This is a genomic window from Neisseria sp. 83E34, from assembly GCF_001308015.1.
Lineage (GTDB): Bacteria > Pseudomonadota > Gammaproteobacteria > Burkholderiales > Neisseriaceae > Neisseria.
This window is the reverse complement of the sequence record NZ_LGYH01000002.1, coordinates 44,344-66,835: the sequence shown is the minus strand read 5'-3', so window position 1 is coordinate 66,835 and position 22,492 is coordinate 44,344. Positions and strand designations below refer to the sequence as shown.

Annotated in this window: 21 protein-coding genes and 1 tRNA gene; 11 read left to right on the top strand and 11 right to left on the bottom strand. The window is 51.2% G+C overall.

What is annotated here, in order from left to right; all coding sequences use genetic code 11:
* Window positions 1–5: 5 nt before the first annotated feature.
* The 6 genes from AKG09_RS02585 to AKG09_RS02560 all read left to right on the top strand — a co-directional run bounded on the left by AKG09_RS02585 (window position 6) and on the right by AKG09_RS02560 (window position 5,036).
* Window positions 6–623 carry a 3'-5' exonuclease gene (locus tag AKG09_RS02585; RefSeq protein ID WP_054617936.1) on the top strand — a complete coding sequence of 206 codons (618 nt, stop codon included), beginning with the start codon at window positions 6–8 and terminating at the stop codon, window positions 621–623.
* Window positions 624–631: 8 nt separating this feature from the next.
* Entirely contained in the window at window positions 632–1,306 is a 675-nt protein-coding gene (locus tag AKG09_RS02580; protein ID WP_054617935.1) for a TIGR02117 family protein, read from the top strand.
* Between the two features lie 291 nt (window positions 1,307–1,597).
* A complete protein-coding gene (locus tag AKG09_RS02575; RefSeq protein ID WP_054617934.1) occupies window positions 1,598–2,980 on the top strand; it encodes a Na+/H+ antiporter family protein in 1,383 nt (460 codons plus the stop codon).
* The gene (locus AKG09_RS02570) at window positions 2,980–3,204 is read left to right on the top strand and encodes a SlyX family protein (RefSeq protein ID WP_054618131.1); all 225 of its coding nucleotides are present in this window, start codon (window positions 2,980–2,982) and stop codon (window positions 3,202–3,204) included. Before AKG09_RS02575 ends, AKG09_RS02570 begins: the two co-directional genes overlap by 1 nt.
* 271 nt (window positions 3,205–3,475) lie before the next feature.
* Window positions 3,476–3,853 (top strand): hypothetical protein, encoded by a 378-nt coding sequence (locus AKG09_RS02565; protein WP_009115438.1) that lies wholly within the window; start codon window positions 3,476–3,478, stop codon window positions 3,851–3,853.
* Between the two features lie 337 nt (window positions 3,854–4,190).
* Window positions 4,191–5,036: a class I SAM-dependent methyltransferase gene (locus AKG09_RS02560; RefSeq protein WP_054617933.1), complete on the top strand. Its 846-nt coding sequence runs from the start codon at window positions 4,191–4,193 to the stop codon at window positions 5,034–5,036.
* Window positions 5,037–5,182: 146 nt separating this feature from the next.
* Here AKG09_RS02560 and AKG09_RS02555 read toward each other — a convergent pair whose 3' ends face one another.
* Together AKG09_RS02555 and AKG09_RS02550 are read right to left on the bottom strand one after the other, a co-directional pair.
* Window positions 5,183–5,926 carry an NYN domain-containing protein gene (locus AKG09_RS02555; RefSeq protein ID WP_054617932.1) on the bottom strand — a complete coding sequence of 248 codons (744 nt, stop codon included), beginning with the start codon at window positions 5,924–5,926 and terminating at the stop codon, window positions 5,183–5,185.
* Window positions 5,927–6,465: 539 nt separating this feature from the next.
* Window positions 6,466–7,335, bottom strand: coding sequence for a pirin family protein (locus AKG09_RS02550; protein WP_197272098.1), 870 nt, complete (start codon window positions 7,333–7,335; stop codon window positions 6,466–6,468).
* Between the two features lie 148 nt (window positions 7,336–7,483).
* Between AKG09_RS02550 and AKG09_RS02545 the strand changes: the two genes are divergently transcribed.
* A complete protein-coding gene (locus tag AKG09_RS02545; protein WP_054617931.1) occupies window positions 7,484–7,846 on the top strand; it encodes a helix-turn-helix domain-containing protein in 363 nt (120 codons plus the stop codon).
* Window positions 7,847–8,080: 234 nt separating this feature from the next.
* Window positions 8,081–8,803, top strand: coding sequence for a tRNA pseudouridine(65) synthase TruC (gene truC / locus AKG09_RS02540; protein WP_054618129.1), 723 nt, complete (start codon window positions 8,081–8,083; stop codon window positions 8,801–8,803).
* A gap of 150 nt (window positions 8,804–8,953) precedes the next feature.
* On the opposite strand, the gene murU is transcribed toward truC, so the two are convergent.
* The gene (murU, locus tag AKG09_RS02535) at window positions 8,954–9,649 is read right to left on the bottom strand and encodes an N-acetylmuramate alpha-1-phosphate uridylyltransferase MurU (RefSeq protein ID WP_054617930.1); all 696 of its coding nucleotides are present in this window, start codon (window positions 9,647–9,649) and stop codon (window positions 8,954–8,956) included.
* 109 nt (window positions 9,650–9,758) lie between these two features.
* On the opposite strand from murU, the gene AKG09_RS02530 reads away from it, so the two are divergent.
* Window positions 9,759–9,834: transfer RNA gene (locus tag AKG09_RS02530), tRNA-Lys, on the top strand.
* 203 nt (window positions 9,835–10,037) lie between these two features.
* Window positions 10,038–10,550, top strand: coding sequence for a cytochrome c (locus AKG09_RS02525; protein ID WP_054617929.1), 513 nt, complete (start codon window positions 10,038–10,040; stop codon window positions 10,548–10,550).
* A gap of 80 nt (window positions 10,551–10,630) precedes the next feature.
* Here AKG09_RS02525 and AKG09_RS02520 read toward each other — a convergent pair whose 3' ends face one another.
* From AKG09_RS02520 to thiE, 3 genes are all read right to left on the bottom strand, one after another.
* Window positions 10,631–11,887 (bottom strand): NRAMP family divalent metal transporter, encoded by a 1,257-nt coding sequence (locus AKG09_RS02520; RefSeq protein ID WP_054617928.1) that lies wholly within the window; start codon window positions 11,885–11,887, stop codon window positions 10,631–10,633.
* A gap of 142 nt (window positions 11,888–12,029) precedes the next feature.
* Window positions 12,030–12,611 (bottom strand): TMEM165/GDT1 family protein, encoded by a 582-nt coding sequence (locus AKG09_RS02515; protein ID WP_054617927.1) that lies wholly within the window; start codon window positions 12,609–12,611, stop codon window positions 12,030–12,032.
* A 284-nt stretch (window positions 12,612–12,895) separates the two neighbouring features.
* Window positions 12,896–13,522, bottom strand: coding sequence for a thiamine phosphate synthase (gene thiE, locus AKG09_RS02510; RefSeq protein ID WP_197272097.1), 627 nt, complete (start codon window positions 13,520–13,522; stop codon window positions 12,896–12,898).
* Window positions 13,523–13,681: 159 nt separating this feature from the next.
* On the opposite strand from thiE, the gene AKG09_RS02505 reads away from it, so the two are divergent.
* Entirely contained in the window at window positions 13,682–15,262 is a 1,581-nt protein-coding gene (locus AKG09_RS02505) for an inorganic phosphate transporter (protein WP_054617926.1), read from the top strand.
* A gap of 256 nt (window positions 15,263–15,518) precedes the next feature.
* Here AKG09_RS02505 and AKG09_RS02500 read toward each other — a convergent pair whose 3' ends face one another.
* The 5 genes from AKG09_RS02500 to AKG09_RS02480 all read right to left on the bottom strand — a co-directional run bounded on the left by AKG09_RS02500 (window position 15,519) and on the right by AKG09_RS02480 (window position 22,483).
* Window positions 15,519–17,294, bottom strand: a complete 1,776-nt coding sequence (locus AKG09_RS02500; RefSeq protein WP_054618127.1) for an assimilatory sulfite reductase (NADPH) flavoprotein subunit — start codon at window positions 17,292–17,294, stop codon at window positions 15,519–15,521.
* 78 nt (window positions 17,295–17,372) lie between these two features.
* On the bottom strand, window positions 17,373–18,683 hold the full coding sequence (locus tag AKG09_RS02495; RefSeq protein ID WP_054617925.1) for a sulfate adenylyltransferase subunit 1: 1,311 nt from the start codon (window positions 18,681–18,683) through the stop codon (window positions 17,373–17,375).
* 91 nt (window positions 18,684–18,774) lie between these two features.
* Entirely contained in the window at window positions 18,775–20,541 is a 1,767-nt protein-coding gene (cysI, locus tag AKG09_RS02490) for an assimilatory sulfite reductase (NADPH) hemoprotein subunit (protein ID WP_054617924.1), read from the bottom strand.
* 198 nt (window positions 20,542–20,739) lie between these two features.
* On the bottom strand, window positions 20,740–21,660 hold the full coding sequence (cysD, locus tag AKG09_RS02485) for a sulfate adenylyltransferase subunit CysD (protein ID WP_054617923.1): 921 nt from the start codon (window positions 21,658–21,660) through the stop codon (window positions 20,740–20,742).
* A gap of 79 nt (window positions 21,661–21,739) precedes the next feature.
* Complete coding sequence (locus AKG09_RS02480) at window positions 21,740–22,483, bottom strand: phosphoadenylyl-sulfate reductase (protein WP_054617922.1); 744 nt, start codon at window positions 22,481–22,483, stop codon at window positions 21,740–21,742.
* Window positions 22,484–22,492 lie beyond the last annotated feature (9 nt).

Here is a 22,492-nt window from a genome sequence, read left to right as displayed (position 1 = left end):
CGGCGATGGGTATTTTCGATACATTCAAACACAACCGCAACCGCCGCAAACTAACCGACCCGAGCTTTGATTTCTTATTCGACGAGCATCCCGACGAGTTGGTGAGCTTTGATTGCGAAACCACCAGTCTGGACGTAAAAGAAGCGGAAATTATTTCCATCGGCGCGGTAAAAATTCGCGGCAACAAGGTACTTACCAGCGATTCGTTTTATGTGTTGGTCAAACCGGAAGGTATGATGGAAGCGGCCAACGTTACCATTCACGGCCTGCGCCCCAAAGATTTGAGCAACGGCTTACCGGTAGAGGAAGCTTTGCGCCTGTTTCTGAATTTTATCGGCGGCAGGCCGGTGGTGGGCTACTTTCTGGAATACGATGTGGCGATGGTGAATAAATTCCTCAAGCCTATGCTCGGCATTCAGCTACCCAACCGGCAAATTGAAGTTTCGAGTATTTACTACCGGCAAGAAGTTAGGAAAAAGTTTTACGACAGCTATGTCGATATGCGCATGGCGCCGATGATTAAGAAACTCGGCATTCCGGATCTGCCGCGACACGATGCGATGAATGATTCGATTAATGTGGCGATGATGTATCTGGCGCTGCAAGCCCGCAGCAGACGGTAGGCATTGACATGTTACGAAAAACTTTCCGGCTGCTGCTCAATAGCCTGCTCACGCTTTTGCTTATTACCGGAATTTACTTCGCATCGGCATGGATACTCGGCCGTATTCCTATGAATCACGAGCGCGTCGAACAAGGCGACATCACCATTTTTCTGCTTTCCAACGGCATACACGTTGATATTGCCATGCCGCTGACCAGCAGGGAATTCGACTGGCGCACGGTCATCTCTCCCGCCGATACAGGTAATCCGCACACCCCGTCCGATTATGTAGCGCTCGGCTGGGGCGACCGCGCTTTTTATTTGAACACGCCTCGTTGGGCGGATTTAACTGCCTCCACCGCTTTCAAAGCACTCACCGGCCTGAGCCGAACCGTTGTGCACGCCACTTTTTACCCGACACCGCAAACCAACAGCCACAGCATCGAAATCCGGATCACGCCTGCCGAATACCGCAAGCTAATCAACAGCATTCTGCCCCAATTCCAATACCGAAACGGCCGCACCATCGTCATTAAAAACGGAGGATACGGTAGCAACGATGTGTTTTACGAAGCGCAGGGCAGATACAGCCTTTTTATGACCTGCAACACTTGGGCGAACACGCATTTGAAAAACAGCGGCCTGAAAAGCGTGGTTTGGACACCTTTTGCAGACACCATCATGGATGTTTACCGTAAATAAACCAATGCCTGTCTGAAAACAGTCTTATGGCGAAACAGCTTAAGCAGAAACCCACGTTTACCCTTTTTCAGACAGGCATTGCTTTCCAATTACCCTTCAAACCATTATTTCCCAATATTCACAACAAATCTGCTGGCTTGTAAAATCCTGTTAGGTTATGATTTGGGTTTTGTTAAAACCGGCTTTCAGACAGGCATTTAGCATTTCCTCTATATAAACAGGCCGGCAACGCCTACACGCCTCAAAGCGGTTTTAACTGAACCTTATCAAAAGCATTGGAGAAACTAAACAATGAATGCAGTAGTGATTGCCGTAGTCATCATGCTCGCTTTGTCTGTTGCCCGGGTGCATGTGGTGCTCAGCCTAGTGGTAGGCGCGTTTGTCGGCGGCCTGGTGGCAGGCTTGCCGCTTGCCGACATCAACAATGCAGCAGGAGAGGTGGTAACCAAAGGCGTGATGACCCATTTTCAAGACGGCTTGGCCGGCGGTGCAAAAATCGCCCTTTCCTATGCCATGCTCGGTGCGTTTGCCATGGCGATAACCCATTCCGGCCTGCCCCAACAGCTGGCCGGTGCCGTGGTGCGCAAGCTCGACGGCGGCAAACAATCTGACCATATTTCTACGGGCGCAGGTGCGGTGAAATGGGTTTTGCTGTTTGCCATCTTGATTATGGGCATCCTCAGCCAAAATGTGGTGCCCATCCACATTGCTTTCATTCCGATGATTATTCCGCCGCTGTTGCTGGTATTTAACCGGCTGAACGTTGACCGCCGCTTGGTCGCTTGCGTGATTACTTTCGGCTTGGTCACCACTTATATGTTCCTGCCCTACGGCTTCGGCGCCATTTTCTTAAACAAAATCCTGCTGGCCAACATCGAATCTTCCGGCTTGAGCGTCAAAGGCATCAATGTGATGCACGCGATGGCGATTCCCGCACTCGGCATGGTCGCCGGCCTGACGCTCGCGTTTTTCAACTACCGGAAACCGCGCATTTATGAAAACAAGCAGGTTGATGTTGAAAGCAACGAAGCCGCCGCACGCCAGCCGAAAGTTTCCGGCTACCGCAGCCTGGTTGCGGCTTTAGCCATTTTGGTGTGTTTCGCTATCCAGTTAATCTACAACGACGCCCTGCTCTTGGGCGCCATGGTCGGCTTCGCCGTGTTTATGGCGCTGGGCGTGGTACGCCGCGACGAAGCCAACGATGTATTCGGCGGCGGTATCAAAATGATGGCGATGATCGGTTTTATCATGATTGCCGCACAAGGTTTTGCCGCTGTGATGAAAGCTACCGGCGAAATCCAGCCGCTGGTTGACGCCAGCGCCGCCATGTTCTCCGGCAATAAAGCCATGGCGGCTTTAGCCATGTTGATGGTGGGCTTGCTGATTACCATGGGCATCGGCTCTTCTTTCTCTACCCTGCCGATTATCACCGCGATTTATGTGCCTTTGTGCCTAAGCCTCGGCTTCTCGCCTTTAGCCACCATTGCCATCATCGGCACGGCAGGTGCGCTCGGCGACGCAGGCTCTCCCGCTTCCGATTCGACGCTCGGCCCGACCATGGGCTTGAATGCCGACGGCCAACACGACCACATGCGCGATTCCGTTATCCCAACTTTCCTGCACTACAACCTGCCCTTAATGGCAGCGGGCTGGGCAGCCGCTATGGTGTTATGATGAACGACAAAACCGCTTTGGAAAACCGCATCACCGAGCTGGAAATCCAGCAGGCTTTGCAGGAAGATTTGCTGCAAAGCCTGAGCGACACCATCGCCCGTTTGCAGCAAACGCTGGATTTGCAGCAAGCCCAACTACGCCTGCTCTACAACCGTTTGCAAGACAAAGGGCAGGATGATGATGCGTCTTACAGCCTGTCTGAAAACATTCCGCCGCATTATTGAATGCGGTTGCATACGCCGAAAAGTTCACAAGCATGGCCGCAAAAAAGCGTAATGAAAAGTGAATATGTCGGACAGCAGGTAAAAAGATGTACACACTGTTGTCATACAACATAGCCCTCTACTATGATTTGAACCGCAATGAAACAAGGAAGCCTTCAGGCTTCCTTTTTTGTCAGGCTTTTTTTAAAGCCACGGCTATTTGAAACACCTTATCCGAGCTTACATGCTTAGCGATAAATCACTTTAAAACAGGCTTCAGAAAGATAGTTTGATGAAATACCCAACCAAAGCCGCCGCGCTTACCGGCATTCTCGCTCTGTTTTCCAGCAGCGCATTTGCCACCTCTCCGATTCCGCACGAAATTTACAGCCCTGCCGATGCCGTTGTCGTTAGATCAGAGCTGCCCGGCAGCGGCGAGTTTGAAGTGAAATTCCGTGTCAACAGCCGCCACACCAGCGTAGAAAATCTGGCACAAGCCGTACGCAGACATGCCAAAAGCCATGGCTTTAAAGAAGTTCGCGGAGCCGTGCAGCAGAACGACGCCGATTTAAAATTCAAACGCAAAAACCAAGAATTGGATATTTCCATTGAGCAGAAGCAGCACGGCATTATCGAGTACAAGGCCGATTTGGAACTCGATAAAGCATAGCGCCTGCCCAACGTGTTTATGATGCCTGTCTGAAAACTTTTTCAGACAGGCATTGTTTTACAGAGTCGATCAACTTAAGAAAAAGCACATACGTCATACTCGGGCTTGACCCGAGTATCTTGAGTTTCAGTAAATTTTGGGATACTCGGGTCAAACTCGAGTATGACGGGGCTGTCATTAAGATTAAGCGGTTTAACTATAGCAAACAAACAAAAGCTTTCTTCCGGCATTTCTCCGCCGATTGATATTGAGCGATAAGACTCCCTATTGTTAAAACGCTTGGCAAACACCCCTCACAAGCCTATGATTTAAGAATCATTCTTATTTAGGAGCAGTCATGACTACCCGTTTTTCGCCCGACTCCATAACCGCGCTTTCCGAAACTATGTTGATCACATTATGGGCGAAAGCAACCGAAACCATGCGCGCCAACGGCATTTTGCACGATGCCGAAGCCGTTCGGATGATGGGTTTGATCGAGTATGACTTTGATAAATTTACCAAAGCCAAATCCTCTCAGGTAGGCAGTTGCGGCCGCGCATACTTAATCGACAATATCACCCGCAACTTTATCGCAGAGCACCCGCAAGCAGTGGTTGTTCAATTAGGCGCAGGCTTAGACGCACGCTTCGAGCGCTTGGGCAGACCGGCTATCGCCGCATGGTATGACTTGGATTTACCTGAAGTGATTGAAGTGCGGCGCCGTTTGCTGCCCGAAAGCAGCAACCATTATGTTGGGGCATCATTGTTTGACGAAACGTGGGCAGACACCGTGGCCAAGCATGGCAAGCCGGTATTGCTGATTTTGGAAGGCGTGTTGATGTATTTCGAAGAGCATGAAGTAAAAGCCTTTTTCGATATGGTTTCCCGCAAGCTGCCGGGGACGGAAGTGGTTCTGGATATCTTGCCCAAAAAACTGGTTGGGCACGCTAAGCAGCATGATGCGCTGAGCAAAATGAATACCAAGCCGCCCGAGTTTAAATGGGGCGTTGCTCAAGCTTCCGATTTAGAACAATTGCACAGCGGGATTAAATTGCTGTCGCAAACAGGTTTAAGCAGCATTTGCCGGAAACGCTACCCGTGGCTGCTTCGCCTGATTTATCTGACGGCTTGGGGACTGCGCAATCTGGATATGCAGATTGTTCATCTGCGTGTGGCGGGCTTTCAGACAGGCATTCGCTGATTTTGCTTTACAAACTCTACTAGCAATTTTAGTCTTCGGGCGAGATGAAAGTTTGGGCGATGAGTTGATTAGTTAGCGCCAGAGATTGGGTATCGTTCATAATTTGTGGCTCTTTTCTCTTCATACACTTTCTTAAGCATATTTGCTTAAGCTGCTTTAACTGATTTATCTCTCTTATTACGAACAAACATTTGTGAGCGATTTTCGGATAGTTTCGTTTCAAATATATCAATTGCTCTAACAAGGTCACCTAATTTTGAATATCCATAGTTTTTACTATCAAATGATGACTGGTTGTTAATAATTTTCCCCACTTCATTCAAACCTGCCCAACCATCTTCATCGCGACAATGAGCAATAGCATCACGCAATAGATTCATTAATGAAGTATTGCTTTTTAACTCTGTTCCGGTCCGCTTACGGATGCCTGTTTCTTGTGCTAATTCATTATTGTCATCCAGAAATAAAAATTTGTTACATGCAGCAACCAAGGCTTTGGATGACTTATTTCTCTCACCGAAACCAATTACCTGTTTTCCTTCCATTTTGATACGCATCGCTAATGGTGTGAAATCACTATCAGAAGAGGCAATGCAGAAAACATCTATTTTCCCTTGAAACAATAAATCCATAACATCTATTGTCATTGCCATATCAGTGGCATTTTTTCCTGACGTATAGTCAAACTGTTGTACGGGGGCAAGAGCATAATCTAATAATATTCCCTCCCAACCTTTCAGGCTTTCTTTTTTCCAATTACCATAAATTTTTCTAACCATTACCGAACCATAGCTCGCTAATTCATTAATTATAAATTCAATTTTTTTAGCTGGAGCATTGTCGGCATCAATGAATAACGCAACTATTGATTGTTCTAAATGGTTCTTCACTCAGTTCCCCTTAAATGGATTTTTCAATAATTAAAACTATTATATCAAGGCTGTCTGAAAACTTTTCTTAAAGAGGTTTTAGCGAAGCTCACAAAGTTTGTTTTCTGACGGCCTTTGGTTTGTTATTCGTAAAAGTAAAGTCAATCAACTTAAAAAATTATATCGTTAAATCATTAGCAAATCTTGGCTATTGTCTGCCCGCCGGCGCCGCCGAACGGAGCGGGATTTTCGGGAGAACAAGGCTGCTCCCGGAACGCAGAGACTAACGGCCGCCCCGAAAATGCCGTACAGTGAGGGCAGTTTGCGCAGCAAACTGGCAACCGCGGTCGCCTTTCTTTGTTTACTTTCTTTGTCGAAACAAAGAAAGTAAGTGGCCGCTCGGACATGAAGTGCAATCTTAAAATAACGGGAATACAAAAAATTAAAGGTACGCGTTGCCATACCAATTTTTAAGTTGATTCACTATCAATATTCCTGTCTGAAAAAAGCGAACAAGATACACACTTGTCCGCTTTTTTATAGCCGATTGAATTATTGAATTAATGAATACTGCCAAAATGCCCGCTTTTAAAGTCTTTAACAGCTTGGCGGATTTCCTCCTCAGTGTTCATAACAAACGGGCCATACCCCACCACCGGTTCGTCAATCGGCACTCCGGAAAGCAACAGAATTTTCACTTCGCCACCCTCCGCTTTGATGCGCACCTCGCCGCCGCCTTGCTCAAAACCGACCAACTGCCCCGCTCCCGCCCGCTCTTTGCCGTTAAACACCGCATCACCGCGCAACACTACCATAGACAGGCTGTGGGTTTCGGGCACAGCAATCACCGCTTCACTGCCTGCATTCAACACCACATCCCACACATTCATTTCGGTAAATGTGTCGGCCGCACCTTTAACGCCTTCATGTTCGCCCGCAATCAGACGCAAATAGCCGGCTTGGTTGGGCAGCGGCACCACAGGAATATTTTCTTTGGCAAGATGTTGGTAGCGGGCGGGCGCGTTTTTGTTTTTAGCAGGCAGGTTCACCCATAACTGCACTATTTCAAACATGCCGCCCGTTTTGCTGAAAGCTTCGGAATGAAATTCTTCGTGAATGATGCCTGCACCAGCCGTCATCCATTGCACATCGCCTTCTTTGATAACCCCGCCGCCGCCGGCTGAGTCCCGGTGCGCCACCTCGCCCTGATAAGCGATGGTTACGGTTTCAAAACCTTTGTGCGGATGTTGCCCCACACCGTGCGGCTGCCCGCGGTTGGGCGCGAATCGGTAAGGCGCGGCATAATCCAGCATCAGAAACGGATCAGTGCCGCGGTCTTCGCCCATGTGGGAAAACAAAGGCTGAACCAGAAAGCCGTCGCCCACCCAGTGTTGACTGTTAGCACGGTAGATTTGGCGTACATTACGCATAGCATGTCCTTTCGTTTTAATCAAAACCTATGCCTGTCTGAACATCATTCAGGTTCTAGGTTTTCTATCGCTTTAGGTGTATTGTACGCAGTACAAACCTATTAACAAGTACGCACATTTTTTATACTGCCAACCCAAGGAAACAAACATGGGCATACACGTCGACGAACACGATCTTGCCGCAGGCTCCTGCCCCGTGCGCACCACGCTCGAGATCATCAACAGCAAATGGAAAGTGTTGATTCTGTATCATCTCAGCACCCAAACCCGGCGTTTCAACGAGTTACAGCGAATTTTGTCGCCCATCACCCAGCGCATGCTCACATTGCAACTGCGCGAATTAGAAGCAGACGGCATCGTTCACCGCGAGGTATATCCGCAAAAACCACCCAAGGTAGAATACTCGATAACCGAGCTGGGTCTCACCCTGATGCCCGTGATTGAAGCCATGCACCATTGGGGCAAAGCATATGCCGAAGAATACAAAAAGCATAAAAAGCCCGATGTTTAAACTGACCAATGCCTGTCTGAACCCCTTTCAGACAGGCATTGTCCGGCCAAACCGGAAAGTCATCACCAATATCCGTTGTGCATTTTCCACATTCATATCAATGATGTTCATAAAAGCTGGCTATTTATTCTCTATCCGTTTAGAATAAGATATGCAACTTTTCATATACTTCTACTCCAAATGAAGTGCTTTTCACAACCCTTGATTCTCAAGGGTATTTTTTTTCCGCCCGATATGCTCGAAATCCTCTACCGCGACGAAACCTGTATCGCCGTAAACAAACCTGCCGGCATGCTGGTACACCGCAGCCCGATTTCCCCTCAAGAAACCCGCTTTGTCCTGCAAACCCTGCGCAACCAAATCGGACAACACGTTTACCCAATCCACCGCCTCGACCGCCCCACATCCGGCGCACTCCTGCTCGCACTCACCCCCCACACCGCCCGCCTGCTGACCGAACAATTCGAAAACCAGCACATCCAAAAAACCTATTGGGCCGTTGTACGCGGCCATCTACACGGCAGCGGCACCATCAACTACCCCCTCAAAGAAGAATACGACGCCTACGGCGCACCGCACATCCACCCCGAGAAAGCCGCCCAAAGCGCCATAACCGATTGGCAAAGCCTTGCCGTGGCCGAGCTGCCGTTTCAATCCGCCGCACGCTATCCCACCTCGCGCTATTCATGGCTCGCCCTCACACCACACACCGGCCGCCGCCATCAACTTCGCCGCCACATGAAACACATCTTCCACCCCATCATCGGCGACACCACCCACGGCGACGGCCGCCAAAACCGTGCCGTTACCACATTCTGCGGCATCAACCGCCTGATGCTGCACGCCCGCAGCCTAAGTTTCACCCACCCCCACACCCGGCACCACATTACCCTCGAAGCCGAAGCAGACGATAACTGGCAAAGCCTATTCAAAGCATTCGGTTGGGCTTCCTGCTGAATTACAATCCGGTTAGAACTGACTTTGTTACTGTTTGAGCAGCTTATAAAACCGTTCTATACAAAAGCAATGCCTGTCTGAAAACAAGCAACGCAAGTTTTTGCGAAGCTAAGCCTCTTTCAGACAGGCATTTCAATCATCAATCAAACTTTACCAACTCTGCGCCAATTTATCCGCCTCTGCCAACCGCTCGACCGTACCCACATCCAGCCACAGGCCATCGTGTACTTCCCCGCTAACCAAACCTTTGTTCATCGCATCACGCAAAAGCGGAGCCAATTTTGCAGGCTGTTTAACAGGTGTATTGCAAAACAGTTTCGGGTCATATACGCCCATGCCGCTGAATGTCATGCTCCGGCTCGAGCCGGCTTCGGAAGCGACCAAACCGTTTTCCAGCAAAGAAAAGTCCCCTTTAAGGTTATGCTCGGGATTGGGTACCAGCCACAAATGCGCCAGCCTGCTTTCTTTTTGAAGCCTGTCTGAACAAGCCCTGGCCGCCGCAAAATCGATATCGGTCAACACATCGCCGTTGATTACCAAAAAAGGAGCCCCGCCCAATAAATGCAAAGCCGTAGCAATACCGCCCGCCGTTTCCAGCCCTTTTTCACCTTCCGCCGAATAAGCCAGCGACACGCCGTAATCCGAACCATCTTTCAACGTATCCACAATCTGCTTGCCTAGCCAGGCATGATTAATCACAATTTCAGTGAACCCTGCTTCACGCAAACGATGCAGATGCCAACCGATCAAAGGCTCACGCCCCACTTTTAATAAAGGTTTCGGCGTGGTATCCGTCAAAGGCCGCATCCGCTCGCCCCTGCCCGCCGCCAGAATCATGGCTTTCATTTAAGATATTTCCCTATTAAGCAAACAGCAGAATTGTACCGCAAACCCAACTTGCCTTAAAAAATAATTGACAAGCTTTTCTTTGCTGTTTAGAATGCACAGCTTATTCGGGTCGTTAGCTCAGCTGGTAGAGCAGCGGACTTTTAATCCGTTGGTCGAAGGTTCGAATCCTTCACGACCCACCAATTTTCCAAGCCCAAACCTTGTGTTTGGGCTTGTTTCATTTCCAAAGCATGTCAATTCATCAATAAAACAGCAATATATACTCAAAAACGCTTGACACGATTCCTGCTCCTGTTACATTGACAATGCAGGCTTCATTCTATGTGCCTCTCAAGGCATAAGCCGCAAAAACATAAAACATAATGAATCATATGAGGACCAAACCATGAACAAATCTCTCTACACGCTCGGCACACTGGCCGCGCTCGCTCTTCTTTCCGCTTGCGGCGGCCAAAGTAATAATGCCGCAGGCAACGCATCGGCTCCTGCTGAAAACACCGCTGCTTCAGGCGTGGCATCTGATGCAAAAGCTTCCATTAAAGCCCGTTCTGATTTAATGGAGGCATTTAAAGAGGATGTTGGCGCTATGGGCAAAATGGTAAAAGGCGAAACGCCTTTTGATGCCGCCGCATTCCAAAAAGCTGCCGACAATCTGGATGCCAACGCCGGCAAACCGTGGGAGCACTACACTGCGGAAAGTGCCAAAGAAGAATCAGAAGCCAAGCCCGAAATCTGGATCAAGCCGGATGAATTTAAAAAAGAAATTGAAAAATTCACCGCAGCCACTGCCGCTTTGAAAATTGCAGCAGCTTCCGGCAAACTGGATGATGTGAAAAAACCGTTTGGTGCAGTGGGTCAAAGCTGCAAGTCCTGCCACGACAGCTTCCGCGCCGATTAATATCAGCGTAGCCCAAACCATAAACAATGCCTGTCTGAAAAATGGTTTCAGACAGGCATTGTTAATTAATCAAACAGACCTTAAGCCAAAATCCCGCTTTGATTCAATAAGAACAACACCGCAAAGCCGCTCAAATAAAGCAAGCCGACCCATGCCAGCCCCATCAACCACGGTTGCAATGCATGCTTGCCTTTACGCACGAGGCTCAGGTTCAGCCACGCGAATACCGGCGTACTCACAAACGAAGCAATCATGGCAAACTTCAGCATCGCCAGCACCGCGCCTTTGAAAAACAGAATCACACACAAGCCTGCTACCGCTGCAAACACAATCCACACAGCCAAAATCCGGTTGGTATTACGCTCCCCGCCTACAATCAAGCGCAACGATTCCATATTGGTGCGCGAATAGCCGTCGATAACGGTAAGGGTTGTGCCATACATACAGGCAAACGCAATAAATGTAACCAGCCAGCGCGACCATTCGCCTATGGTTGAGGCATACATATCGATCAGCTGGCCGATATAGGCACCGCCAGCCATCTTCACTTCCCCGCCCGAACCATATTGCACCAACGCACCCAGCGCAAGAAACACCAGCGCCAGCAAAGCCGTGCTGATATAGCCTACGTTAAAATCGAACAAGCCGTCTTCATAGCTCACTTTTTCCAGCTTGCGTTTGGTTGCAACCCACATTGAATTGATGGCTGAAATTTCAATCGGTGCCGGCATCCAGCCCATTAAAGCCACGATAAATGCCAGCGCGCCGAGATTCCACGGGCTCGGTTCGATAAAATCTGCCTGCATCTGCACGCCTTTGGTTGCCGCCACGGCCACCGCCGCCACAGTGGTAATGGTTAAACTGATCATGATGATTTTCGACATGCCGTCAACCGTGCGGTACGGGCCTACCAACAAAAGCAACACCGCAGAGGCCAACACCGCCACCGAAAGCCCGTTCATCGACCACTCGCCCGGTAGCACAAAGCTCAAAATGGCTGCGCACAACATGCTCACCGCAGCCGTGTTAATCACAGTGGCAAAGAGATTCATCAGAAAAAACACCCAAAGGTAAACACGGCTCTTTTCCGCATAACCTTCCAACAGCGTTTTACCCGTTTCCAGCGTGTATTGAGGCGCAAAACGGAAAAACGGGTATTTAAACAAGTTTGCCAACACAATAATCAGCGCAAGCTGCCAGCCGTAAAGCGCACCGGCCTGTGTGGAAGCAATAATGTGCGAACCGCCCACTGCGGCCGAAGCCATCATAATACCCGGGCCCATCGCCCGCAGCCTGCTGCGCCATCCCGACGCACTGTTTACTGTTTGTTCGTTCATATCCGGTCTTTCATGCCGGTGTCTACACACGGCTTTAAGGTTTATATAAAAATTTCCGCAGAATTATATCAGCAAACCGATTGATTACAGTTCAACAAAAACAGGCATTGCCGCATACAATGCCTGTCTGAAAAATTCCCAACTACCCCAAACTGATACCGCCACCCATTAACGTGAGCAAACCCAAAATGCAGAATAATACGCAGGCAACGATTCTCACGGCGGCAACAGGGATTTTTTTCATCAATATTTCACCCAGATACACCACCGGAACACTGGCCAGTATCAAACCCAATGTGCTGCCGACCACCACCCAAAACATGCTTTGATATTTTGCCGCCAGCAACACCGTGGCAATCTGGGTTTTATCGCCCACCTCGGCCAAGAAAAACAAAATCAGCGTTGCGCCGAACGCGCCATACCGCAGCCATCTGCCTCCGCTTTCATCATTTTTATCAGACAGCAAAAGCCACAGACCGACAGCGATGAAGCTGAGGCCGACAATCCATTTCATGATTTCGGGCGCAACCCATTCGGCAATCCATACACCCAAAACAGCGGAAACAAAATGATTCAGCAAAGTTGCCACAAAAATGCCGGAGATAATTGCGCTTTTCTGCGCAAAACGGGCGGCGAGAAAAAGAGCAAGCAGTTGGGTTTTATCGCCGATTTCGGCAATCGCAACCGCCAGCGTTGAAGAAAAAAAGCTTCCATAGCAGAGCACTCAAAACCGTGCGGGCAAAAAAATAAGACATACCCCAGCACGCCCGCCGGCGCCGGATATGCCTTAAGCCTTGCCTGTTTCTACTGAAGCAGAAATACCGCTACCATGCCGGAAAGCAATTATGTTGACAACGGTTTCGGGCGGGCCTGAAACACCGCCTAAATGGCTACTCCCTTAAGAGCTGCGGCACATTATAGCCGATTTGCCGCAAATCGGGAAAAATGTTTCAGACAGGCATTATATTTACAACCAAGAAACATGCCTGTCTGAAAAGATACCATGATTTAATCCCACAAAGCCTGAAATGCCTTTACAGCCGCTTCCGGGTCGGCAGCCTCTGTTACCGCGCGCACCACCGCCAGCGAAGCCACGCCGGTTGAGAGCACTTCGCGTGCATTGTTCAAATCAATACCGCCAATCGCCACCACCGGCGTACTGCCTGCTTGCCGCACATATTCGCGCAGTTTTTCCAAACCCTGCGGCTCCGATTTCATCACTTTTGTTGTAGTCGGAAACACCGCCCCGCTGGCAACATAGCTCGGGTTGACCGATAAAGCGCGGTCAAGTTCGGCCACAGAATGCGTACTCAAGCCCAACCTCAGGCCGGCATCGGCAATCCCCTGCAAATCGGCATCATCCATATCTTCCTGCCCCAGATGCACACCATAGGCGCCGGCAGCAATCGCTTCCTGCCAATAATCATTGATAAAAAGCTTGGTACGGCTACCCTCACAGGCCTTTACGCAACGTATGATTTCCTGAAGCAAAGCATCGCCGCTGATCGTTTTAGTGCGCAACTGCACCGTATCGGCACCTGCTTTCACCATGCGCGCAACCCACTGTGCATCAGGCACAACCGCATAAAATTTTAAAGGGCTATCCACCCCGACAAATCTTAACATTTTAGACATAATTTTCTTTCAGATACCGGTTAATCCAATTATAATATCAACGAAATACTGGTAATTTATGATAATTACCGTGTATTTTGCATACGTTTTAAATCCATTACAAATTAAATCAAGACTTAAAACGTTACCCCCACCCCCATATTTAACAAGGAAAAAGTCATGGCCCAGGCGCAAACCGGTCCGATGCACAAAACCAATCTTTTTTTTGCCGTCATGCTTATCAGCATGCTCGGTTATTTTATCTTCTGGGGTTTGGATTACACTCAGAACAATTACACCACAGTGTTTCTACTTGCAACAATGTTCGGCGTATTCATGGCCTTCAACATCGGCGGTAATGATGTGGCCAACTCTTTCGGCACCAGCGTCGGCGCAGGAACACTAACCATTCCCCAAGCACTTGCGGTAGCCGCCATATTTGAAGTGAGCGGTGCGGTAATCGCAGGCGGCCAAGTAACCGAAACCATCCGCAGCGGCATCGTCAACCTCGGAGCCTTGCCTCTGGAGCCGATGCAGTTTGTGTTTATCATGATGTCGGCGCTGCTTTCCGCCGCTTTATGGCTGCTGTTTGCCACCTACAAAGGCCTGCCTGTTTCCACCACCCACGCGATTATCGGCGGTATCGTCGGCAGCTCGGTGGTTTTAGGTTATCAGCTTGCCGACGGAGAAATGGCGCTTTCTCTGGTTAAGTGGAATGCCATCGGTTCAATTGCCTTGTCTTGGGTGCTTTCTCCCGTGCTGGGCGGCTTGGTTTCTTATATTTTGTTTTACCAAATCAAAAAACACGTTTTGGATTACAACGACGCGGCAGAAGAGCAGCTCAAACAAATCAAGGCCGAACGCAAGCTGCACAAAGAGCAGCACAAACTGGGCTTCGAATCGCTGGAAGAACACGAAAAAATCCAAGTTGCCACTGCCATGGCGCGCGATGCACAGATTTACAGCGAGCAGGATTTCGACCCCTCCGAACTCGAATCCCACTACTACAAAGGCCTCTATGAAATCGACCAGCGCAAGCAAGGCGTAGATGCCTACCGCGCGCTCCATTCATGGGTGCCGATTATTTCCGCAATCGGCGGCATGGTTATTTCATCCATGCTGATTTTCAAAGGCCTGAAAAACCTTGATTTGGGGATGAGCACCATCCAAAGCTTCCTGATTATCGGCATGATTGGCGCCGGCATCTGGCTGGCTACATTCATCTATGCAAAAACCCTAAAACGCAAAGATTTAGGTAAATCCACCTTCTTAATGTTCAGCTGGATGCAGGTGTTTACCGCCGCGGGTTTCGCATTCAGCCACGGTGCCAACGACATTGCCAACGCCATCGGCCCGTTCGCCGCCATTATGGATGTTTTGCGTACCGGCGACATCGGCGCTTCCGCCCCTATCCCGCCGGTGGTGATGCTGACTTTCGGTATCGCCTTGATTGTGGGCTTGTGGTTTATCGGTAAAGAAGTGATTGCCACTGTGGGCACTAACTTGGCCAAGATGCACCCTTCTTCCGGCTTTACCGCCGAATTGGCTGCTGCATCCGTAGTGATGATGGCATCACTGCTCGGTTTGCCTGTATCAAGCACACACATTCTGGTTGGCGCCGTATTGGGCATCGGACTGGTCAACCGCAACGCCAACTGGGCCATGATGAAACCCATCGGCTTGGCTTGGGTAATTACCTTACCTGCCGCATCCATACTTTCGATTATCTGCTTTTTGATATTGAATGCCGCTTTGGGTTAACCGTAAAGCATAATCTTTTTGTTCAAGTGTACCTACTATCTCCAATAAGCTTTTTTGTTATGCTTTCGTTATAACCGGGTTTGACTTGAACATGACGAATATACTTAATCGGATTCATTTTATTCGGATATATTCTATTTCGAGTTCAGGCAACACTCCCCGATTCACACCGCACAATTCGAGCTGAACATCAAACGGCTATAAAAATGCCTGTCTGAAAAAGTTTTCAGACAGGCATAGCTCTTAACAAGCATGCTTAATAAACATCCCGTTGGTAGCGCTTGTTTTCGCGCATTTCGTTCAGATAATCTTCCGCATCATCACTGCTCATTTTGCCTTGTGCTGCAATGATACCGAGTAATGTATTTTCCACATCACGCGCCATACGGGTGGCATCACCGCACACATAAACGTGCGCACCCTGCTGCAACCATGCCCACACTTCGGCTGCCGCCTCGGCAAGTTTGTGTTGGACATATACTTTTTCTTTGCCCTGACGGCTCCATGCAAGGTCAGCGCGTGTCAACAAGCCTGCTTTGCGGTATTGCAACCATTCGGCTTGGTAAAGAAAATCGTCGGTAAATTTTTGGTTGCCGAACACCAGCCAGTTTTTACCGCTGTCGCCATTGGCTTCCCGCTGCTGCATAAAGGCGCGGAAAGGGGCGATACCTGTACCCGCGCCAATCATAATGATGGGGGTATTGCCGTCTTCAGGCAGGCGGAAAAGTTTATTGGGTTCAACAAACACACGAACACTGCCGCCCTCTTCCAAACGGCTACCGAGCCAACCCGAAGCCGCACCGGTGTAGCTGTTACCGTGGTGATCAAAGCGCACGACGCCGACCGTAAGATGCACTTCTTCACCCACCTCTTCTTGTGAAGAAGCAATCGAATAAAGGCGCGGCGTTTGCGCACGAAACAGCCCGAACAGGGTTTGCGCATCACAGGCGTGGGGATAGGCAGCCAGCACGCCCACCGGTGGCGTGAGGGCGATATAGCTGTTGAGCGCTTCGTTTTCTTCTACGATGCGTTTGAGTTCTTCCGATCCGCACAGCACGGCGTATTGCTGCAAGAATTGGGGGGTCGTTTGAGTAATATCCAGATCGTGCAGCAAGGCAGTTCGGATGTCTGTGAGGCTGCCGTCGGCTTTTTGTACGGTTTCGCTGCCGTTCAAACCACTGTGTCGCAGAATTTCGGCAACCAAGTTTTCATCGTTGAGCGGCCAGATGCCTAAAGCATCTCCGACTTGATAACCGATACCCGATCCGGCCAAGTCTATTTCAATATGCGCCACATGTTTTTCAGCTTGGCGCGCCGTAATTTTCTGGCGCGCAGACAACACCGCGGTAAAAGGCTGCTCTTTGCTGTAATGCAAACCCTCGGGCCGGCTATTCGTTACCGGTGCGGCAGCGGCTGCCGGCGAACCGCCTGCCGCAAGCTCGGCCACCCGGACGGCGGTTTTCGCCACCCATTCCGCGGCGGCGGCCTGGTAATCAAGGTCGCACACACCTAAATCACCGATGCGCATACCGCCATGTTTGGCCAGTGCCGCATCGAAATCTTTACCGGCTTGGCAAAAATCGGGATAGCTGCTGTCGCCCAGCCCCAATACAGCAAAGCTAACTTTGCTCAAATCGGGTGCTTTTTTACCGGTAAGCAGCTTGTAAAGCGGCACGGCCTCCTCCGGAGGTTCGCCCTCCCCTTGGGTAGAAGTTACCAACAATAAAATGTCTTCTGCGGCGATTTGCTTGGTTTTATAATCGGCGGCGGCGGTAAGTTTGGCATTGACACCTGCGGTTTCCAGCTTAATCAGCAGCTCTTCGGCCACTTTTCGCGCATTGCCGGTTTGCGAAGCGGAAAGAATGGTTACGGTGCGCACCGTCTGCGGTTCGGCTTGAAGAGGAAGCGCAAGCGGAGCGGTGCCTGATTCTGTGCCCTGGCTTTTGGCCCAGGCATAGCCCGATAAAAAGGCCAACTGTTGCGGAGACAAAGCGGCTAATCGGTCAAGCAGTTCGGAAGGAATGGGGGGCATAACGGTTCCTTGGTATGTTTTTTTCTGGTTATCGGCCTGTGTATGGATTTTCATTTTGTTGAATACGGCAAACGGGATTCAGATTTCAAATGAATCTGAAGCATCGCCGCCCCTTATCATACCGGCCGCCACAGTATGGTTGGTGGCTTCGTCTATCAAAATAAATGCGCCTGTTGCGGCGTTTTCGGCATAAGTGCCGGTGTTGAGCGGCTGCTGGGTTTTCAGGCTGACGCTTCCAATGTCGTTGAGGTTGAGCGTGTCTGCCGCCTGAACTCGGCTCAATGTATTGACATCCCACACATAAGCGATTTCGCTGATTTTCACCGCTGTAGTTTGCGTACTTTGCTTTAACAGGTATTTGCGGCGCAGGTTGAGCGGAGCTTCATCAAACCAGCATAATGCAGCCTGAAAATTTTGCTCGGACTTGATCGGGCTGTCGGCGGCAACGATGCTGTCGCCCCGGGAAATGTCAATATCGGTATCCAGCGTAACGGTAAGCACTTCGCCGGTTTGCGCGCTGCCGGCTTTGCCGTTTGCTCCGTAAATTTCTGCAATGCGTGCGGTTTTCCCACCGGGCAGCACTTTGACTGCATCGCCCACGTTCAAACCGCCCGCTTCAAGGCGGCCTTGATAGCCGCGGAAATCGTCGCTGCTGCTGCCGTCTTGCCGGGCAACGCGCTGCACGGGAAAGTGTGCAGGCAGTTTTTCCGCACGTTTGCGCACTACCGGCAGCGTTTCCAGCAAGGGCAGCAGCGGCAGGCCGGTGTACCAAGGGGTGTGCTTGCTGGCTTGGACAATATTGTCGCCGTTGAGCGCGCTGATGGGCAGGAAATGGATTTGTGCAGTCAGGCCTATCCGTTCAGCCAGCTTCCGGTAAGCCCGGTTAATGGCTTGGTATTTTTCGGCATCAAAACCCAGCAGATCCAGTTTGTTGACCGCTACGATCACGCTCGAGCAACCGAGCAATTTCAAAATGGCACTGTGGCGTTTGGTTTGCGGCAACAGGGCAGGCTCCTCTCCGCTAAAATCGACACGGGTCGCATCCACCAACACAATGGCTGCGTCGGCGGTGGAAGCACCGGTTACCATATTGCGGGTGTACTGCTCATGGCCGGGCGTATCGGCAATGATGAATTTACGCTTGGGTGTGGAAAAGTAGCGGTAGGCAACATCGATGGTAATGCCTTGTTCGCGTTCGGCGGCCAAGCCGTCGGTGAGGCTGGCGAAATCAGGTGTTTGACCGTTTTGCACGGCATGGTCGAGCTTTGCAAACTGATCGGTAAGTAGGGTTTTGCTGTCGTAGAGCAGGCGGCCGATTAAGGTTGATTTACCGTCGTCAACGCTGCCGGCAGTAATAAAACGCAAAAGCGGTGTGGTGGTTTCATTCATGATTGAATCCTTTGTTTTGCTGCTGTTCGTTTGTGGCATTGATTTCATGATGCCTGTCTGAAACTTTTTTCAGACAGGCATTTTTACCGGTTCAAGCCGCCCAAAAATCGCGTGGCGCATCCAGCACAGGTTTCACGATGCCGGTGCGCACGGCAAAGTCGCCAAAGCCTTCGTTATTCAGACGGCCTTTTGCCCATTCGCCCAGCCAGCCGTCGATGATGTCCAAAATTTCCGGCTCGGTGATGTTTTCTTTAAACAGGCGCGGAATGCGCGTGCCTTCGCGGTTGCCGCCGGTGTAGAGGTTGTAGCGGCCTACCGCTTTGCCGACCAAGCCGATTTCGGCAATCATGGCGCGGCCGCAGCCGTTGGGGCAGCCGGTGATGCGCAGCACGATATGTTCTTGCTGCAAGCCGTGTTTGGCAAACAGCGCGTCCAGCTTGTCGGTGAACTGCGGCAGGAAGCGTTCGGCTTCGGCCATCGCCAGCGGGCAGGTCGGCAGCGACACGCAGGCCATGCTGTGTTCGCGCTGCGGGGTAACGGCATCGCTGATTAAGCCGTGTTCGCGGGCAATGGCTTCGATTTTGGCTTTATCGCGCGGGGCAATGTTGGCCACGATCAGGTTTTGGTTGGCGGTGAGGCGGAAGTCGCCTTTGTGGACTTTGGCGATTTCGCGCATACCGGTTTTCAGCGGCCTGCCGGGGTAATCGAGCAGGCGGCCGTTTTCGATAAACAGGGTGAGATGCCATTTTTTGTCTTCGCCCTGTACCCAGCCGATGCGGTCGCCGCGCGAGGTAAATTCATACGGGCGCACGGGTTCGAACTTCGCGCCCATGCGGTTTTCCACTTCTTCGATAAACACGTCCACGCCCACGCGCTCGAGCGTGTAGCGGGTTTTGGCGTTTTTGCGGTCGCTGCGGTTGCCCCAGTCGCGCTGCACGGAAACCACGGCGGCGGCGGCATCGAGCGTTTTTTCCAGCGGCACGAAGCCGAATTCTTTGGCGGTGTTGGGATAGGTTTTGGTGTTGCCGTGTTCCATCGACAAGCCGCCGCCCACCAATACGTTGAAGCCGACCAGTTTGCCGTTTTCGCCGATGGCCACGAAGTTCAAATCGTTGGCATGCAAATCGACATCGTTGTGCGGCGGAATCACGACGGTGGTTTTGAACTTGCGCGGCAGGTAGTTTTTGCCGAGCACGGGTTCGGTGGCATCACCGCTTTTCACTGCGTCTTTCAGCGGAGCCGGTTCGGTGGTTTCGGTGGATTCGACTTTTTCGCCGTCCAGCCAGATTTCGGCATAGGCGCGGGTTTTCGGCAGCAGGTGCTCGCTGATTTTTTTCGCCCATTCGTAGGCTTCTTTGTGCAGCCCGCTTTCAACGGGATTGCTGGTACACAACACATTGCGGTTCACGTCGCCGGCGGTGGCAATGGAATCCAAACCGAGCTTGTGCAGCCATTGGTGCATGGGTTTGATGTTTTCTTTGAGCACGCCGTGAAATTGGAAGGTTTGGCGGTTGGTGAGGCGGATGGAGCCGTAAAGGGTGTGGTCGGTGGCGAATTCGTCGATGCCCAGCCATTGCGCGGGCTGGATGATGCCGCCGGGCAAACGGCAGCGCAGCATCACGTTTTTCAGCGGCTCCAGTTTCTGCTCGACACGCTCGGCGCGGATGTCGCGGTCGTCCTGCTCATACATGCCGTGAAAGCGGATCAGCTGGAAATTGTCGCCGTTGAAGCCTCCGGTGAGGCCGTCTGAAAGGTCGTTTTTAATCGTGCCTTCGAGATAGCGGCTTTGGTCTTTCAAGCGTTCGTTGTCGGCAAGCGGCGCGTCGGGGAGTTTGGCACGCGGGTCGGTGGTGGTCATATGGTTGTCTTTCTTTTAAAGTTGGCTTGAACGGCAATACTTTATTGAAGCGGCTTCAAAAAAGGAAAGAATGGTTTGTTTTAATTTAAGATGATTTTGTTATATGAATGCCTCTGAAACGTTCGGCATCAAGCGCAAAGCCGGCTGCTTTTGGAAACGCTTTTTCAGACAGGCATTGTCGGCATCGGCTTGCCGGTTCTAAAAATAGCCTGCTTTTTTGCGCTCTTCCATGGCCGCTTCGGAAACGCGGTCGTCCATGCGGGTGGCGCTGCGTTCGGAAAGGGTGGTGGCGGCGGTTTCGGCGATGATGTCTTCCGGTGTGGAGGCGGTGCTGGCTACGGGGCAGGTGCAGGAAATGTCGCCGACGGTGCGGAAGCGCACGCTGCGCACTTGCGCGGTTTCGCCGTCGCGCTTGGGTGTGAGCGGGGTAACGGGCACGAGCAGTCCGCTGCGTTCCACCACTTCGCGCTCGTGGGCGTAGTAAATCGGCGGCAGAGCGAGGTTTTCGCGGGCGATGTATTGCCAGATGTCGAGTTCCGTCCAGTTGGAAATGGGGAACACGCGCATGTTTTCGCCGAGGAAGAGGCGGGTGTTGTAGAGGCTCCAGAGTTCGGGGCGTTGGTTTTTCGGGTCCCATTGGCCGAATTCGTCGCGGAAGGAAAAAATGCGTTCTTTGGCGCGGGCTTTTTCTTCGTCGCGCCGTGCGCCGCCCATCAGTGCGTCGAAACCTTGTTCTTCAATGGTTTCGACGAGGGTAACGGCTTGGGCGGCATTGCGCGAGTCGTTTTCGCGGCGCAAAACCACTGTGCCGCGCTTGATGGAATCTTCCACGCTGCCCACCACCAGCTCCACGCCGGTGCGGGCGACGGTTTGGTCGCGGAATGCAATCACTTCGGGATAGTTGTGGCCGGTATCGACGTGCAGCAGTTTGAACGGCAACTTGAGCGGCCGGCCTTCGATTTGGAAGGCTTTGACGGCCAGCGCGAGCAGCACCACGGAATCTTTGCCGCCGGAAAACAGCAGCGCGGGGTTTTTCGCTTCGGCAATCACTTCGCGGATGATGTAGACGGATTCGGCTTCAAGCCAGTTGAGGTGGTGGTTTTGAATGGAAGTTTGCATATGGTTTGCCTTATGGAGTAGAGGGTTTACGGGGCGGAATCCGGCTTTCATCAAAAGCGCGGGAATGCCTGTCTGAAATCTATTTATGCAGGCCGCATTCTTTACTGTCTTGACTTTCCCACCACCAGCGGCCGGCTCGGATGTCTTCGCCGATGCGCACGGGGCGGGTACAGGGTTCGCAACCTATGCTGGGATAGCCTTGTTCGTAAAGAGGGTTGTAGGGCACTTGGTGCCGAAGAATGTAAGCCCACACTTCCGCTTCGCTCCAATCGTAAATCGGGTTGTATTTTAGGATGCCGCGTGCATGGTCTTCTTCGACAAACGGCAGCTCGGTACGTGTTACGGATTGCCCGCGTCTTTGTCCGGTAAGCCAGGCATCGGCATCGGCCAAGGCTTTGTTGAGGGGCTCTACTTTGCGGATATGACAACATGTTTTGCGCAATTCGACGCTTTCGTAAAATGCGTTTGGCCCGTTTTCCAAAGTGTATGCCTCTACTGCTTCGGCTTCCGGTGTATATAGCCTGAAGGTAAGCTTGGGATAATGTGTACCGACGTTACCGGCCAAAGCTAAAGTTTCGGCATTGAGCCTGCCCGTGTTCAAAGTAAACACTTCGACACCGGCTTCCATCTTGGCCAATACGTCGGTAATCACCATATCTTCCACGGCAAGACTGCTGGCAAACTTCGCTTTTTGATGTCGCGACACAATCAGATCCAGCCTCTGTTGCAGCACGTCCGTTTTTTCAGACAGGCATTCGGTTACGGTTGCCGACACTACGGGAATGCGCCACAGTTGCGGCTTGACATACAGTTCTGTTTGCATGACTGACTC

Bases quoted from the DNA above. Each gene is read 5' to 3' on its own strand.
- AKG09_RS02585 (WP_054617936.1), top strand. From the start codon at position 6: ATGGGTATTTTCGATACATTCAAACACAACCGCAACCGCCGCAAACTA.
- AKG09_RS02580 (WP_054617935.1), top strand. From the start codon at position 632: ATGTTACGAAAAACTTTCCGGCTGCTGCTCAATAGCCTGCTCACGCTT.
- AKG09_RS02575 (WP_054617934.1), top strand. From the start codon at position 1,598: ATGAATGCAGTAGTGATTGCCGTAGTCATCATGCTCGCTTTGTCTGTT.
- AKG09_RS02570 (WP_054618131.1), top strand. From the start codon at position 2,980: ATGAACGACAAAACCGCTTTGGAAAACCGCATCACCGAGCTGGAAATC.
- AKG09_RS02565 (WP_009115438.1), top strand. From the start codon at position 3,476: ATGAAATACCCAACCAAAGCCGCCGCGCTTACCGGCATTCTCGCTCTG.
- AKG09_RS02560 (WP_054617933.1), top strand. From the start codon at position 4,191: ATGACTACCCGTTTTTCGCCCGACTCCATAACCGCGCTTTCCGAAACT.
- AKG09_RS02550 (WP_197272098.1), bottom strand. From the start codon at position 7,335: ATGCGTAATGTACGCCAAATCTACCGTGCTAACAGTCAACACTGGGTG.
- AKG09_RS02545 (WP_054617931.1), top strand. From the start codon at position 7,484: ATGGGCATACACGTCGACGAACACGATCTTGCCGCAGGCTCCTGCCCC.
- truC (WP_054618129.1), top strand. From the start codon at position 8,081: ATGCTCGAAATCCTCTACCGCGACGAAACCTGTATCGCCGTAAACAAA.
- murU (WP_054617930.1), bottom strand. From the start codon at position 9,649: ATGAAAGCCATGATTCTGGCGGCGGGCAGGGGCGAGCGGATGCGGCCT.
- AKG09_RS02525 (WP_054617929.1), top strand. From the start codon at position 10,038: ATGAACAAATCTCTCTACACGCTCGGCACACTGGCCGCGCTCGCTCTT.
- AKG09_RS02520 (WP_054617928.1), bottom strand. From the start codon at position 11,887: ATGAACGAACAAACAGTAAACAGTGCGTCGGGATGGCGCAGCAGGCTG.
- thiE (WP_197272097.1), bottom strand. From the start codon at position 13,522: ATGTCTAAAATGTTAAGATTTGTCGGGGTGGATAGCCCTTTAAAATTT.
- AKG09_RS02505 (WP_054617926.1), top strand. From the start codon at position 13,682: ATGGCCCAGGCGCAAACCGGTCCGATGCACAAAACCAATCTTTTTTTT.
- AKG09_RS02500 (WP_054618127.1), bottom strand. From the start codon at position 17,294: ATGCCCCCCATTCCTTCCGAACTGCTTGACCGATTAGCCGCTTTGTCT.
- AKG09_RS02495 (WP_054617925.1), bottom strand. From the start codon at position 18,683: ATGAATGAAACCACCACACCGCTTTTGCGTTTTATTACTGCCGGCAGC.
- cysI (WP_054617924.1), bottom strand. From the start codon at position 20,541: ATGACCACCACCGACCCGCGTGCCAAACTCCCCGACGCGCCGCTTGCC.
- cysD (WP_054617923.1), bottom strand. From the start codon at position 21,660: ATGCAAACTTCCATTCAAAACCACCACCTCAACTGGCTTGAAGCCGAA.
- AKG09_RS02480 (WP_054617922.1), bottom strand. From the start codon at position 22,483: ATGCAAACAGAACTGTATGTCAAGCCGCAACTGTGGCGCATTCCCGTA.